The sequence below is a fragment of the Frondihabitans australicus genome, assembly GCF_003634555.1.
Taxonomy (GTDB): domain Bacteria; phylum Actinomycetota; class Actinomycetes; order Actinomycetales; family Microbacteriaceae; genus Frondihabitans; species Frondihabitans australicus.
Genome location: NZ_RBKS01000001.1, coordinates 445,027 through 458,232 on the forward strand (window position 1 = coordinate 445,027; position 13,206 = coordinate 458,232).

A 13,206-nucleotide genomic window follows, 5' to 3' on the forward strand; every position below is an offset into this window, starting at 1 on the left:
TACCGTGGCTACTGTACTGACGGGGTCATTACGGGATTCTCATAGTCGTGCCCCGGACCGCCATCGGAGGCTCCATGCGCACGATCGAACAGCACCGCGACGACATCGCCGAGCTTCTGTCGCCGGTTCTCGCCCGAGCCGCCGACGAGGTCGAGTCCGTCTCGCTCGACGAGATCGTCGCGGACGGCTCCGCGGGCCAGGGCTTCCGGATCCTGGGCCGAGACGTGGTCTCGCCGGTCGATCTGCCGCGGTTCGACAACTCGCAGATGGACGGCTTCGCCCTCCGGCACACCGACCACGGGGCCGTGCTCCGCGTCGTCTCCGCCATCGCGGCCGGCGTCGTGCCGCAGGAGCTCGCCGAGGGCACGACGGCTCCCATCATGACCGGCGCGCGGATGCCGATCGGGGCCGACGCCGTCGTGCCGGTGGAGAGCGTCGGTCCCGGCCGCTTCCCGGAGGCACTGACGCTCGACGAGATCGTCGCGCCGGAGGTGCGGGAGGGGACGTTCGTGCGGCGCGTCGGCTCCGACCTGCGTGCGGGCGAGCCTCTCGCGCACGCGGGGGACGCCGTCACGCCGGGCCTTCTCGGCGCTCTGGCCGCGGCGTCGGTGCGCACCGTCCAGGTGCGCCGGCGGCCGAGGGTGCTGATCGTGTCGACCGGCTCGGAGCTCTCCGGCGGCGACCCCGGTGCCGGAGCCGACGTCGCGCTCATCGGCGACGCGAACGGGGTGTCCCTGCGGGCCGCGTTCACCCAGGTGGGCGTGGACGCGCGCGCGGTCATGGTCGCCGACGACCCCGTCGCACTCGTCGACGCCCTCCGTCGCGAGCTGGAGACGGCGACCGACCTCGTCGTCACGACGGGCGGCATCAGCATGGGCGCGTTCGAGGTGGTGCGCGAAGCGCTCGAGCTCCGGGGCCTCACGGTGACCACCGTCGCGATGCAGCCCGGCGGGCCCCAGGCGTACGGCCCGGTCGACCTCGACACGGCGACGGTGCCGGTCGTGGCCTTCCCCGGCAACCCCGTCTCCGCGCTCATCTCGTTCGAGGTGTTCCTGCGGCCGATTTTCGCGGCGGCGTGCGGGCTGGATCCGGCGAGGCCAGGCTCCCTGGTCGAAGCGGCCGACGCGGCCGACTCGCCGGTCGGCAAGCACCAGATCCGGCGCGGCGTGGTCTCCGACGGCGTGGTGCGCTTCGTGGGCGGTGCCAGCTCGCATCTCATCGCGCACTACGCCGAGGCGACGCACCTCGTCCATGTCCCGGTGGGCGTGGACCGGGTCGAGCCGGGGGATACGCTGACGGTCTGGAGGATCCGATGAGCGATGCCCTGAGCCACGTGCGCTCCGACGGATCGGCGCGCATGGTCGACGTCTCCGCGAAAGACGTGACGTCTCGCACCGCCACGGCGCAGGCGATCGTCGTCACCCGACCCGACGTCCTGGAGCGGATCCTCGACGGGACGCTGCCCAAGGGCGAGGTCATCGCGACCGCTCGCGTCGCGGCCATCATGGGGGTGAAGCGGACGAGCGATCTGATCCCCATGTGCCATCCGCTGCCGGTCTCGAGTGTCGAGGTGGACATCGCCGGATCGGGTGACCGCCTCACTCTGACGGTCACCGTCGCGACGGTGGCACGGACCGGAGTGGAGATGGAGGCGCTCACGGGCGCCTCGATCGGTGCGCTGACCGTGTACGACATGATCAAGGCCGTCGATCGGGAGGCCGTCGTCGCGGACGTCCGCGTCCTCGAGAAGGACGGCGGTCGCTCCGGCCGCTGGTCGCGGTCGTGACCGGGCGAGCCGCGGTCGTCGTCGTCTCGACGCAGGCGTCGGCCGATCCGTCGCTCGACGCCACGGGCCCCGTCATCGCCCGGTGGCTGAGCGCACGCGGCTTCGACGTCGCCGAACCCGCGATCGTGCCCGACTCCGGCCCGATCGCCGAGACCGTGGTCGCCGCGATCGCGACGGGCGCCCGGGTCGTCATCACGACCGGGGGGACGGGCGTGAGCCCCACCGACCGCACGCCCGAGGCCGTCGGGCCGCTCCTCGACCTCGAGATCCCAGGCATCGTCGAGGAGATCCGGCGACGCGGCTCGGACGTCGGGCCGCGCTCGCTCCTCACCCGCGGAGTCGCCGGGATCTCCCAGGGCGGAGCCTTCGTGCTGACGCTGCCCGGTTCACGCGGCGGGGTCGGTGACGGCCTGGACGTCCTCGACGGCGTGCTCGACCACATCCTGGCCCAGCTGCACGGTGCCGGTCACGACCGACGGCAGTCGCGATGACCTCGTCCGTCGACGTGGTCGACCGGATGATCTCGGCGACCGAGCTGGCGCGGCTCCTGCAGACATCGGCCGACGGCGCGATGGTGACGTTCGAAGGCGTCGTGCGGGATCACGACGGCGGCCGCGCCGTCACCGCCCTCGACTACGAGGCGCACCCGGAGGCGACGGAGCGCCTTCGGGCGGTGGCGGCATCGGTGGCGTCGGACTTCCCGGCGGTCCGTCTGGCTGCGCTCCACCGCGTGGGCGCTCTGTCGATCGGGGATGTGGCGCTGGCGGTCGCGGTCGCGGCATCCCATCGGCAGGAGGCGTTCGCGGCCTGCTCGGCCCTGGTCGATCGGATCAAGGCGGAGGTCCCGATCTGGAAGAGGCAGGTCTTCGCCGACGGTTCCGACGAGTGGGTCGGTTCGCTGTGACGGAGTCGGCCGAAGAGCGGCGGCGAGTGCTGACGAGCCGCACCATGAGGCTCCCCGGGGGCGGCGAGGACGCCCGGGCGAGGCTGGCTCGGGCGAGCGTGCTCGTCGTGGGAGCGGGGGGACTCGGGTCGCCGGTCGTCGCGCTCCTCGCGGGCTCGGGCATCGGTCGTCTGACGGTGGTCGACCCCGACCGGGTCGAGCTGTCGAACCTCTCGCGGCAGACGCTGTTCTCGTCGGCCGACGTGGGCCGATCGAAGGCCGAGGTCGCCGTCGAGCGCGCGGCGTCCGTCGATCCGGACCTGTCCGTCGTCGCCCTGGTCGGCACGTTCCGGCCCGAGATGGTGGCCGGCCACGACGTCGTCATCGACGCCGCGGACTCGTCCGCCGTCACGCGTGCCGTCTCGGACGCGTGCGCAGGAGCCGACATCCCCTGGGTGTGGGGCGCCGTCCTGGGCTTCGACGGCCAGGCGAGCACGTTCTGGGACAGCCGGGGCATCGACTTCCACGACCTGCACCCCGTCGACTCGCCGGATTCGGGCAGCTGCGAGATCGACGGAGTCCTCCCGGCCCTGTGCCACGCGATCGGGGCAGTGATGGCCTCGCAGGTCGTCGCGATCGTGGCGGGGATCGGCGAACCCCTCCTCGGTGCCGTCGTCTCGGTCGACGCGTCCACGTGGGAGTGGTCGCGGACAGCGTTGCGGCGCGGTCCGTCGAGCACCCGCCCGAGCAGGTCGGCGCGCGTCGCGGTCCCGGAGCTCCGAGCGGCGCTCAGCGACAGTGCCGCCGTCGAGGCGAGGCCCGTCGTCGTCGACGTGCGCACGGACGACGAGCGGGCGACGGGCGGCATCCCGGGATCGACCGTGCCCGGCCGGCTGCCGGAGTCCGCCTCCGACCTCGTGGTCGTGTGCGAGCGGGGGCCCCGCGCGGAGGCCTGGGCGATCTCGGCCCGCTCGCGCGTCGGTGCTCGGATCCGGGTCCTCGACGGAGGCATGGCGGCGTGGCGGGCGGCCGGTGGGCCGCTCGACGTCAGTCCGGAGCCTTCCAGACGCTGATTCCCGCGGAGTCGATCGACACGGCGCACGCGTCTCCCGGCGACACGCTCGCGGCGTCGAGCGATTTCGTGGTGACGACGGCCCCGCCGTCGAGCCGGACCTCGACGACGCGAGCGCCGCCGAGGTCGATCACGTCGACGACGACTCCGGCGATGTGCCCGTCCGGGTCCAGCCGCACGGCTTCCGGGCGGACCGCCCACTGCACCCGATCTCGAACGCCCCGGTCGTGCCACGGCACGATCGCGCTCGAGCCTGCACGGAGGATCCCGTCATCTCCGACGCTCCCGGCATTCACCCCTCGAATGCCGACGAGGCCGGCGACCCGCGGCGACACGGGCGCGCGATAGACGTCGGCGACACGACCCTGCTGGAGGACTCGCCCTTCGTCGAGCACGATGACGTCGTCCGCGAGGTAGGCGGCCTCTTCCGGGTCGTGCGTGACGACGACCGTCGAGAGCCCCCGGTCTCGCTGGAGCCTCCGGAACTCGGCCCTCAGCTCGTCCCGGATCGGTCCGTCCAGCGCGGAGAACGGCTCGTCGAGCAGGATCACGCTCGGCGCGCGACTGAGCGCCTGCGCGAGGGCGACGCGCTGTCGCTGACCGCCCGACAGCTCGTCCGGCAGACGCGTCGCGAGCTCGGCGACCCCCAAGGTCTCCAGCCACCAGTGAGCGGCCGCGGGGTCGGCGCCCACGCCGAAGGTGACCTGCTGCCAGACGGTGCGGCGGGGCAGCAGCGCGCCGCCCTGGGCCACGTATCCGATGCTCCTGCTCTCGGCGGGGTGAGGCGACACGTCGTGCCCGTCCACGTCGACGTGGTTCGATCCGGCGTCGACGAGGCCGGCGATGGCGCGGAGGGTGAGGGTCTTGCCGGCTCCTGACGGCCCGAGCACGGCGATCCGCCGCCCGGGTCGACCGGTCGCGGCGCTGAGCCGGAAGGCGCCCCGACGCAGGGCGATGTCGAACCCGATGGTCGAGGCGACGGTCGGGTCGGGTTCGCGTGGCGAGGGCAGGGGCGCAGGAGCCCGCCGACGCCGCACGGGCACCAGCCCGATCGCGATGGCCACGACGGCGACCCCGAGGGCGAGTGCGGTCGGCGCCTGCGTCGTCGGCAGGCCGGACCCCTGGAACTGGACGTTCACGAAGACGGGCAGCGTGTACGGGTGGTACGCGATCAGCGCCGTGGCGCCGTATTCGCCGAGTGCCCTGAGCCAGGTGAGGACCAGGGCGGCGCGGATGCCGTCGCCGGCCGCGGGGAGCGCGACGCGCACGAAGCGCGCCCAGGGCCGATGGCCGAGGCTGGCAGCGACCGCGTCCAGCGCGGGGTCGAGCCCCCGGAACGCCGAACGCGCCCCGATCACGAGGAACGGCGCCGCGACGAACGTCTGCGCGATCACGACGCCGGCGAACGAATCGGTGAGTCCGTCGCCGAACAGCGTGCCCAGCGGCGTGTAGGGGCCGATCACGTAGACGAGCACGATGCCCGACATCACGGGCGGCAGGGCCAGCGGGAGCTGCACCAGGACACCCGCGATGCGCGAGATCCTGCTGTCCGAGGCGGCCAGCCACCAGGCCAGCGGCACACCGAGCGCGAAGATGATCGCGGTCGCGACTGTGGCCGAGAGCACGGAGGTCGCGAAAGCGCTCCAGAGCCCGGGCTCGGAGAAGCCGTGGTCGCCGGGAAGGGCGAATCGGACCGCGAACGCGACGATCGGGCCCAGCAGGTACACGGCCAGCAGGGCTGCCAGCCAGCGAAGCGCTCGCGGGCTGCCGGCGGGCAGGGGCGAGCGCCGAGCCACGACGGCTCCTACTTGCCGAGGACGCTCGACAGCGTCTTCGGGACGCCGCTGCCCGTCACGGTCGCCGGGGTGCTCACGTCGAAGCCGTTCTTCTTCAGCGTCGCCGTCCCCGACGGGCCGAGGAGGTACTGGATGAACGCCTGGCCGCCCTTCGCGTCAGGCGCGTGCGACAGCTCGGTGATCGTGTAGACGGCCTTCAGGTCTTCGCCCGTGAGAGGCACCGTCGGGATGCCGGCCGCCTTGGCCTCGCTCGCGTAGAAGAACGCCGCGTCGAGTTGCCCGGCCTGCAGTCGACCGACCAGCGATTCCTCCGGCTGGGTCGCCGTGAAGTCCTTCGCGAGGGCGGCCAGCGCCGGCTGGTCGTGCTTGGTCGCCGCGTCGTCGAGGGCCTTATTGCCGAGCTTCCCCTTGGGGTCGAGCTGAGCGTCGGTGCTGCCGAAGCGGAAGCCCGTCTGACCGATCACCTCGTACCACGGCTTCGACTTCAGCTGGGAAGCGAACGAGCTCTTCGGGTCGTAGCCGATCACGAGACGGGACGACGCGAACGTCGCGTACCAGCTCACCCAGTCGCCGTTGGCGGCGCCCTCGAGCGTGGCGTTCACGTCGGGGGAGGCGCTGATGAAGACGTCGGCCTTCGTCGTCTTGCCCTTGATCTGGGTCGCGAGCGCGCTGGATCCTGCACCCGTGCCCTGATACGAGAATCCGGTCTTCGCCTGGAAGGTGGGTCCGACCTGCTTCTCCATGAGATCGACGAGGGATCCCGCGTAGAGGACCTTCACGGTTCCGCTCCCGGTGATCTGCGTCGACGGCGACGAAGACGTCGAGTTCGAGTTCGAGGGAGCGGGTGTCGATGACGATCCCGAACAGGCGACGACGCCGGTGACGAGCCCGAGGGTGAGGGCGGCCGCAGTGACGCCGCGCAATGTTCTGTTCATCCGTTGAACCTATCTGTCGTCGGAGTGCGAGGGGTGGATCGCGTCGATTCGCGCTGCGACCGCGACCCACAGGGATCGAGGTGGAGACACCGGCAGTGCGAGCGGGAGGAGGAAGACCATGACGATCTCGTCCACCTCGTCCGACTCCGCGATGGTGCGCGCGCCCAGGAGACGGCCGGCTGTCGACACGGTGCGGAGAGGGGGCGATGACATGGCGGTTCCCTGGGCAAGGGTTGTCGCTTCGCGTCTCAGGTAGACGCGCAGAGCCGCCGGGGCCTGTCCTTGTCGAACTTCACCTGTCTCTTCGGAAGGACGAGGTGTTCGGATCGTTTTCGTGGGGCCGCCGTCGCGGCAGGACGGGGGAACGGCCGTGCAGAACGGCTCGACGGATCCATGGCCGACGAGGGCAGCGTAGGTTCGGGTCAGTCGCACCCCGACGAAAGGACGCCATGGCCGAGATCGCCGACGCCGCGGATCGCGCCGGCGACGCCGCGAGCGATGCCGCGGATCGCGCCGGTGACGCGGCCGATGAGGCGACCACCAGCCGACCGTTCCGCGCGGCGGCTCGAAGCGGATTCGCGGTCAACGGACTCCTGCACGTGCTCATCGGCATCCTGGCGATCCGGATCGCGACCGGCAACGGTGGATCGGGGCAGGCCGACCAGTCGGGAGCGCTGCGTCAGATCGCCTCGGTGCCCGCGGGCGTGGTCGTGCTGTGGGTGCTGGTGGTCGGCCTCGTCGCACTCGCCGGCTGGCACGTCGTGCAGATCGTTCACTCGCGCGGCCAGGAGCTCGACCACCCGTTCTGGCATCGGGTGACCCTCGCGTCGAAGGCCGTCGTCTTCCTCGCGATCGGCCTGACGGCCTTCACGTTCGCGCGCGGGGGCTCGACCGACTCGACGAAGTCGTCGAAGACCCTGAGCGCCAGGATTCTGGCCGCCCCGGGTGGTGAGCTCCTGCTGATCGTGATCGGCCTGGCGATCGTCGGCGTGGGCGTGTATTTCGTCGTGCGGGGAGTCACGGCCAAGTTCCGCAAAGAGCTCGACCTGCCGGGCGGGACGATCGGCAGCGCCGTGACCGTGCTCGGATTCGTCGGGTTCATCGCGAAAGGCGTGGCGCTCGCGGTCGTCGGCATCCTGTTCGTCGTCGCGGCGTGGACGTTCGACCCGCAGAAGGCGACGGGTCTCGACGGTGCTCTTCAGTCGTTGGCCGGCCTGCCGTTCGGCAGGGTGATCCTGTTCGTGGTCGGTGCCGGGGTGGTCTGCTACGGCCTCTACCTCGGCGCCCGCGCGCGCTGGGGAAAACTCGAGTGAGGCCCTCCGTCCGCGGTCGGTGACGAGCGCCCACGGCCGGGCACTCGACGGCTGTGTCGGGATTCGCCGCGCGCGGGACTACGGCGCGTCGACGAGCCGCTGGATCGTCCTCTACGACCGGGCCGGCGTCCGTGTCGCGACGGTCGTCCAGGAGGGCATGTTCCCGGAGAAACCGTGAGCCCGAATCAGGTGCCGGGGACGCGGTACCCGACGAGGGTGTAGTCGTTCGGGGTCTCGAAGACGGTTCCCGAGCCGACCGACAGCGCCTGCGGGTAGCCGCCGTAGGCGCTCGGGATCGCGACGGTCGCGAGCGGTGCTGTGCCCGTCGCCGTGGCCGAGTACCCCAGGAGCCGGTACTGGTCGCCGACGCACTGCGCGTTGACGTACTCGTTCACCACCCAGATCACGTTGCCTCCGCGGACGATGCCCTGCGCGTAGTCGCCGATGCTGGTCTGCCACTGCGTCTTCCCGGTGCTCGCCGACAGCCGGGCGATGTGACCGATGAAGCCGCTCTGGCACTGCGTGGGTCCGCCGGCCCGAATGGTGCGGTAGCTGATGAAGAGGCTCGTCGAGTCGGCGCCCGCTATGCCGATGTAGTCGAAGTCCCAGGAGTCGACGTCCACCGACCACAGCGGCTTGCACGAGGTCGTGCCGCAGCCGGTCGCCGAGAAAGCCTCGATGTCGTCGCCCGCGTTGACGAACACCCGACCGCCGGCGAGCACGGGCACGCCGTAGGAGATCGCCGGGTAGCTCGTCCACACCTTCTTGCCGGTGCTCGCGCTGTACGCGACCAGCCCTTCGCCGCCTCCGGTGTAGAAGTAGCCGCCGCCGGCCGCGGAGCCGTCGACGGAGTTCCTGCCGCCGTTGTCGTTGTCGGTGTACGGATGACTCCAGAGGAACGCGCCCGTCGAGAGCGAGTAGGCGTTCACGGAGTTGCTCGAGCCCTGGATGAAGACGCGCGTGCCGTCGGTCGTGGGTATGCCGGGGTAGCTGCGGTCGTCGCCCGCGGTGGTCGTCGGCGGGAAGAAAGCCCGCCAGAGGATCGTGTGCTTGGCCGCGTTCACGGCCAGGACGCCGCCGGCCGGATCCGTGCGGAAGGCGACGAGGATCGTCGACCCTGTGCCGGTCATGCCGAAGCCGTACGAGCTGAGCGCGTATGGGAAGGCCATGCTCCACAGCACGGCGCCGGTCTTCGGCGACGTCGCGTAGAGGCGAGGCGACGTTCCGCCGCCGACCGAATAGGCCACGCCGCCGAGCACGACGGGTGGGTAGGCGCCGTCGTTCCGGCCGGACTCGGCGTACGCCAGGCGGATCTTCGAGGACGTGCTCGTCGTGAGGACGTGCTCGCCCGGATTCGACGACGTGCTCCCGGCGCTGCCGTAGACCCCGGTCCACTGATCGGGCGTGGTCGCGGTGGTCGCCGCCGACGCCGCCGTGGCGACGCCGGGACCCAGCAGTGCCGCGGCCGCGAGTGCGAGGGCTGCGACCGCTGCGGCTCCGCGCCGCGCGACCCTCCCACCGGTGGATCGACCGAGCGAGTGGCGGCGGGACGTGCTGCGTTGCACGAGAACTCCTCAATAAGAGCGATAGCAGTGATCGGATGCTAGCGCCGAAGCAGCCCTCGCGACCTCCGTGGTCGGATCGCGCACGACTGGCACCCTCGCCTGATGACCGGGCGCGGGACTACGGCGCGTCGACGAGCCGCTGGATCGTCTCGGCGAGCCAGGCCTCGAGCGCCGCAGGCTCGCCGAGGTCGTCGCGCAGCACGCGCAGCCGCGCCGAGACGCCGAGCATGAGGATGTCGATCGCCTTCGCGCGAGACTCGGCCTCCTCGGCGGGCATTCCGTAGTGGGCGAGCTGGCGTCGCAGCGGCTCGAGGGATTCGCGGTCGAGGAATGCCGCGAGCTCCTGCGCCGCTTCGGGGCGCTCACCCGACGCACGCAGCAGCAGGAGCAGCGGATCGTCGCCCGGCTGCCCCGTCCACCGCGCGACGATCGAGCGCGCCAGCCTGAGCCCGAGACTCTCGCGCGGGCCGTCGTAGAGACGGTCGAGGGTGAGGCTCACGTCGGTCGCCGCCACGAACAGGCCCTCTTTGCCGCCGAAGTAGCGGGTGATGAGGTTGGGGGAGACCCCGGCGGCGGCGGCGACGGAGCGCACGGTGGTGCCGGCGAAGCCCTCGCGGGCGAACTCGTCACGGGCGGCCGCGAGGATCTCCGAGCGGGTGCGCGCGGAGTCGCGCGTGCGCGGGGAGTCGGTGCCCGCCGGGGAGTCCATGCCGCCACCCTATCCGTGGCGCGGCAGGTGTGTACACGCGAACACATAATGTGTACGCTTGTGCACATGGTCTTCCCCTTCGCCCCGGTCCCCGAATCCGCCCTCGACGACCTCCGCGCCCGACTCGCGCTCGCTCGGCTCGATCCGCTGCCCGGGGCAGAGGGATCGTCTCTCGGCACGTCGCACGACGACCTCGTGCGGCTGGTCGAGCGGTGGCGCGACGGCTACGACTGGCGCGCCGCCGAGTCTCGGATCCTGGGCCTGCCCTGGCAGCGGCTGGCCGTCGGGTCGCAGGATCACCGATACCTTCACGCGACAGCCCCTTCTCGCGACGCCCCCGCCGTCGTCCTCCTGCACGGCTGGCCCGATTCGGTGCTGAGGTTCGAGCGCCTGCTGCCGCTGCTGGGCGACCTGAACGTCGTCGTGCCCGCGCTCGCCGGGTTCCCGTTCGCCGCACCCTCCGCGCCCGGAGGCAGCCCGACGAGCGCGAGCATGGCCGACGACGTCGCTTCGCTCATGGAGGCGCTCGGCCATTCGCGCTATGCGGTCTCGGCCGGCGACGTCGGCGGAGACGTGGCCGAGGCGCTCGCGGTCGCTCATCCGGACCGCGTCGCGGCGCTGCACCTGACCAACGTGTCGCCGCTGCACGCCGTCTTCGCCGACCGGAGCGTGCTCGACGAGGAGTCGCTGGCGTACGTCGACGCGACCATGGCGTGGGCGCGCGCGGACGGCGCCTACATCGCGATCCAGGGATCCAGGCCCGCCACCGTGGCTGCGGCACTGCGCGACTCGCCCGTGGGACTGGCGGCGTGGATCGGCGAGAAGCTCATCGACTGGGCCGGAGAGCCGCTCGGCGACGACGCGATGCTCGACTGGATCACGGCGTACTGGATGACCGGCGCCATCGGCACGTCGTTCGCGAAGTACCGCGACCGGACGCCGCCCGCGCCGTACGTCGCGACCCCGACCGTGCTGAGCTCGTTCCCCGACGACCTCAAGCCGGCGCCGCTCTCTTTCGCGTCGCGGTTCGTGAACGTGCAGGAGCCCGTGGAGCACGACCGGGGCGGCCACTTCGCCGCCTTCGAGCGCCCCGGCGACTACGCCGCCGACCTGCGTCGCGCGATCGCCCTCGGCGGCCTCTGACCGCCGCGCGCTTCAGGGTCTGGCGGGCGACGGCATACGCCGGGCGTCAGAGCGCGTCGAGCCTCAGAGCGCGTCGCGATCGGGGTTCCGGTTGCCCTCGTCGTCGTAGGGCTTCTGCCAACCGTGCTCCTCGTACTCGTCGTTCACGCGCTTGCGCATCGACTTCGGCAGCCACTGGACGTTCGGGCCCGGGCCGCCCCTCCGCAGACGGACGATCGCCGTGATGCCGACCAGGACGACCGCCACACCGAAGATGATGAAGCCCGTCACGCCGCCTGACGAGTGCCCGGCGGCGACCACGTCGAACGCCCAGGTCGAGCCGGTCACGAGCGGACTCTGCGCCGCCGAGCTGCCAGGACGAGGCCGAGACCGACGACGAGGAGCGCGCCGCCGGCCACGCCGATCGGCGTCGAGTCGGAGCCGGTGAAGGCGAGTGTCTGACCCGTCGACGACGTGGTCACAGCGGCGGCGGCAAGGGTGAAGTCGACGGGAGCGGTCGGCGTCGTGACGATGGGGTCGCCGTCCTGGTCGAGCAGGATTTCGCCGTTCTCGTCGAGCAGCGTTCCGACGGCGATCGCCGTGTAGTCACCGGCAGCGGCCGTGTACGTCACGGACCAGGAGCCGTCGCTGCCGACCACGATCGGGGCGGCGGGAGCGGCCGGGTCGCTGGGAGACGACGCCTCCGGCGCGGCGGCCTTCGGTGCCGTGCGCGAGTCGGTCTGCTCGCGCGTCATGGCCGCCATCGACTTCTCGAGCTGCGCCTTGATCTCGGCGGTCGGGCCGTAGACGAGCACGATGTTCGAACCGGGGGTGCCGGTTCCCGAGAACGTCACGGTGGAGCCGACGAGCGCCTGCCCCTCGGTGGGCGCGGTGATCGTCGGGTCGCCGAGCAGCGCGACGGGCGCGACGGCGGTCGCGTGGCTGGTCTGGCCCGTGACGGTCACCTCGAAGTCGTAGCCCGAGGTGCCCTTCGGAAGGGTGATCTCCTCCGTGAGGGCGCCCGCGCCGTCGGCCAGCTGCACCGCGGTGCTCTGTGTGATCACGACGGCCGCGCCCGTGACGGCGTTCTTCATCGACACGGCGAGGGTCTCTCTCGGCGTGAAATTCGAGGCGTTGAGCTGGAGCCCCGTGGTCGTCGCCCGGTCGAGCGTCGTGACGATCGGGATCACGGAGGCGGTCGGATTGCCCGGGTTCGGAGCGGTCGCGAAGGTCACTGTGCGGGTGATGGGCGTCGTTCCGGGGAACAGGTCGGCATTGGCGCCGATGTCCGACACCGTGACCTGAGCCGAGGTCGCCCCGACGGGCAGCTTCGAGAAGTCGACGCCGAGGGAGTAGACGCCGGTCCCGTCCGTGTCGACGGAGCCGCCCTCCTCCTCGCCGTTCACGCCTGCATAGGCGACCTGCACGTGAGAGTCCGCGGCGGCCGTGCCCGAGAACGTGACGGTCGGCGAGATCTGCACGTCGCTCGCGGTGGGCGTGGTGACGGCGAAGTCAGCCGGGCGGAGGGCCGTGGTCGTGTTGTAGTTCACCTGGACCGGTGCGACCGCGGGATCGGCCGCGCCGTCCTTCATCGCCGTGACGGTCGACTGGACCCCCGCTGTCCCCGGCCCGCTCTCGGCGAGAGTGGCCGAGACCGACCAGGCGGTCCCCGTCACGACGGGGGCCGTCACCGTTGCGGCGGCCGTGGGGCCCGGGTTGAAGCCGATGTAGTACTGGACGGCGATCGTGTCTCCGACAGGCAGGTTCTCGCCGGTGTAGGTGATCGTGTCGGGGGTGGCGGAGTTGTCGTACGTTGTCGTGTTCGACGGCGACGTCACCGAGAACACCGGCTCGGCGGCGTGGGCAGGTCCGGAGGCGAGCAGCGCGCCGCCGAGGGCGAGGGCCAGCGCTGTCGGGGCGACGAGCGCCCTCCGCCAGGTGAGTGTGATCATGGTTCGACCCCCGTGCTCTGGCGGGGCGTCAGTGCCCGCACCGCAGACGAGGGCTCCGGTGGCGTCCCCGTGC

General features: G+C 71.7%; 14 protein-coding genes. 7 read left to right on the forward strand and 7 right to left on the reverse strand.

Annotated elements, in window-relative coordinates; all coding sequences use genetic code 11:
* Window positions 1–74: 74 nt before the first annotated feature.
* The 5 genes from C8E83_RS02055 to C8E83_RS02075 are packed head-to-tail and all read left to right on the forward strand — an operon-like array spanning window position 75 to window position 3,742.
* Window positions 75–1,316, forward strand: a complete 1,242-nt coding sequence (locus tag C8E83_RS02055; RefSeq protein ID WP_121368200.1) for a molybdopterin molybdotransferase MoeA — start codon at window positions 75–77, stop codon at window positions 1,314–1,316.
* Complete coding sequence (gene moaC / locus C8E83_RS02060) at window positions 1,313–1,786, forward strand: cyclic pyranopterin monophosphate synthase MoaC (protein WP_121368201.1); 474 nt, start codon at window positions 1,313–1,315, stop codon at window positions 1,784–1,786. The genes C8E83_RS02055 and moaC overlap by 4 nt, the downstream gene beginning before the upstream one ends.
* Window positions 1,783–2,277: a MogA/MoaB family molybdenum cofactor biosynthesis protein gene (locus C8E83_RS02065; RefSeq protein WP_245981354.1), complete on the forward strand. Its 495-nt coding sequence runs from the start codon at window positions 1,783–1,785 to the stop codon at window positions 2,275–2,277. The genes moaC and C8E83_RS02065 overlap by 4 nt, the downstream gene beginning before the upstream one ends.
* Complete coding sequence (locus tag C8E83_RS02070) at window positions 2,274–2,690, forward strand: molybdenum cofactor biosynthesis protein MoaE (RefSeq protein ID WP_121368203.1); 417 nt, start codon at window positions 2,274–2,276, stop codon at window positions 2,688–2,690. Before C8E83_RS02065 ends, C8E83_RS02070 begins: the two co-directional genes overlap by 4 nt.
* Window positions 2,691–2,734: 44 nt before the next feature.
* Window positions 2,735–3,742: a HesA/MoeB/ThiF family protein gene (locus C8E83_RS02075; RefSeq protein ID WP_147430050.1), complete on the forward strand. Its 1,008-nt coding sequence runs from the start codon at window positions 2,735–2,737 to the stop codon at window positions 3,740–3,742.
* On the opposite strand, the gene C8E83_RS02080 is transcribed toward C8E83_RS02075, so the two are convergent.
* From C8E83_RS02080 to C8E83_RS02090, 3 genes are read right to left on the reverse strand one after another with little or no spacing between them, the layout of a single operon-like run.
* A complete protein-coding gene (locus C8E83_RS02080) occupies window positions 3,717–5,537 on the reverse strand; it encodes an ABC transporter ATP-binding protein/permease (RefSeq protein ID WP_121368205.1) in 1,821 nt (606 codons plus the stop codon). The genes C8E83_RS02075 and C8E83_RS02080 overlap by 26 nt on opposite strands.
* Window positions 5,538–5,545: 8 nt before the next feature.
* Window positions 5,546–6,472, reverse strand: a complete 927-nt coding sequence (locus C8E83_RS02085) for a substrate-binding domain-containing protein (protein ID WP_121368206.1) — start codon at window positions 6,470–6,472, stop codon at window positions 5,546–5,548.
* A 9-nt stretch (window positions 6,473–6,481) separates the two neighbouring features.
* Window positions 6,482–6,685: a hypothetical protein gene (locus tag C8E83_RS02090; RefSeq protein WP_121368207.1), complete on the reverse strand. Its 204-nt coding sequence runs from the start codon at window positions 6,683–6,685 to the stop codon at window positions 6,482–6,484.
* 236 nt (window positions 6,686–6,921) lie between these two features.
* Between C8E83_RS02090 and C8E83_RS02095 the strand changes: the two genes are divergently transcribed.
* Complete coding sequence (locus C8E83_RS02095; RefSeq protein ID WP_121368208.1) at window positions 6,922–7,785, forward strand: DUF1206 domain-containing protein; 864 nt, start codon at window positions 6,922–6,924, stop codon at window positions 7,783–7,785.
* A gap of 185 nt (window positions 7,786–7,970) precedes the next feature.
* On the opposite strand, the gene C8E83_RS02100 is transcribed toward C8E83_RS02095, so the two are convergent.
* Window positions 7,971–9,350 carry an outer membrane protein assembly factor BamB family protein gene (locus C8E83_RS02100; RefSeq protein WP_121368209.1) on the reverse strand — a complete coding sequence of 460 codons (1,380 nt, stop codon included), beginning with the start codon at window positions 9,348–9,350 and terminating at the stop codon, window positions 7,971–7,973.
* Window positions 9,351–9,468: 118 nt separating this feature from the next.
* Window positions 9,469–10,059: a TetR/AcrR family transcriptional regulator gene (locus tag C8E83_RS02105; protein ID WP_121368210.1), complete on the reverse strand. Its 591-nt coding sequence runs from the start codon at window positions 10,057–10,059 to the stop codon at window positions 9,469–9,471.
* A 66-nt stretch (window positions 10,060–10,125) separates the two neighbouring features.
* Here C8E83_RS02105 and C8E83_RS02110 point away from each other — a divergent pair, with 66 nt between their 5' ends.
* Window positions 10,126–11,202: an epoxide hydrolase family protein gene (locus C8E83_RS02110; protein WP_121368211.1), complete on the forward strand. Its 1,077-nt coding sequence runs from the start codon at window positions 10,126–10,128 to the stop codon at window positions 11,200–11,202.
* Window positions 11,203–11,265: 63 nt separating this feature from the next.
* On the opposite strand, the gene C8E83_RS02115 is transcribed toward C8E83_RS02110, so the two are convergent.
* Both C8E83_RS02115 and C8E83_RS19365 read right to left on the reverse strand, forming a co-directional pair.
* A complete protein-coding gene (locus tag C8E83_RS02115) occupies window positions 11,266–11,529 on the reverse strand; it encodes a hypothetical protein (protein ID WP_121368212.1) in 264 nt (87 codons plus the stop codon).
* On the reverse strand, window positions 11,526–13,133 hold the full coding sequence (locus C8E83_RS19365) for an LPXTG cell wall anchor domain-containing protein (RefSeq protein ID WP_170159814.1): 1,608 nt from the start codon (window positions 13,131–13,133) through the stop codon (window positions 11,526–11,528). The genes C8E83_RS02115 and C8E83_RS19365 overlap by 4 nt, the downstream gene beginning before the upstream one ends.
* Between the last annotated feature and the right edge of the window lie 73 nt (window positions 13,134–13,206).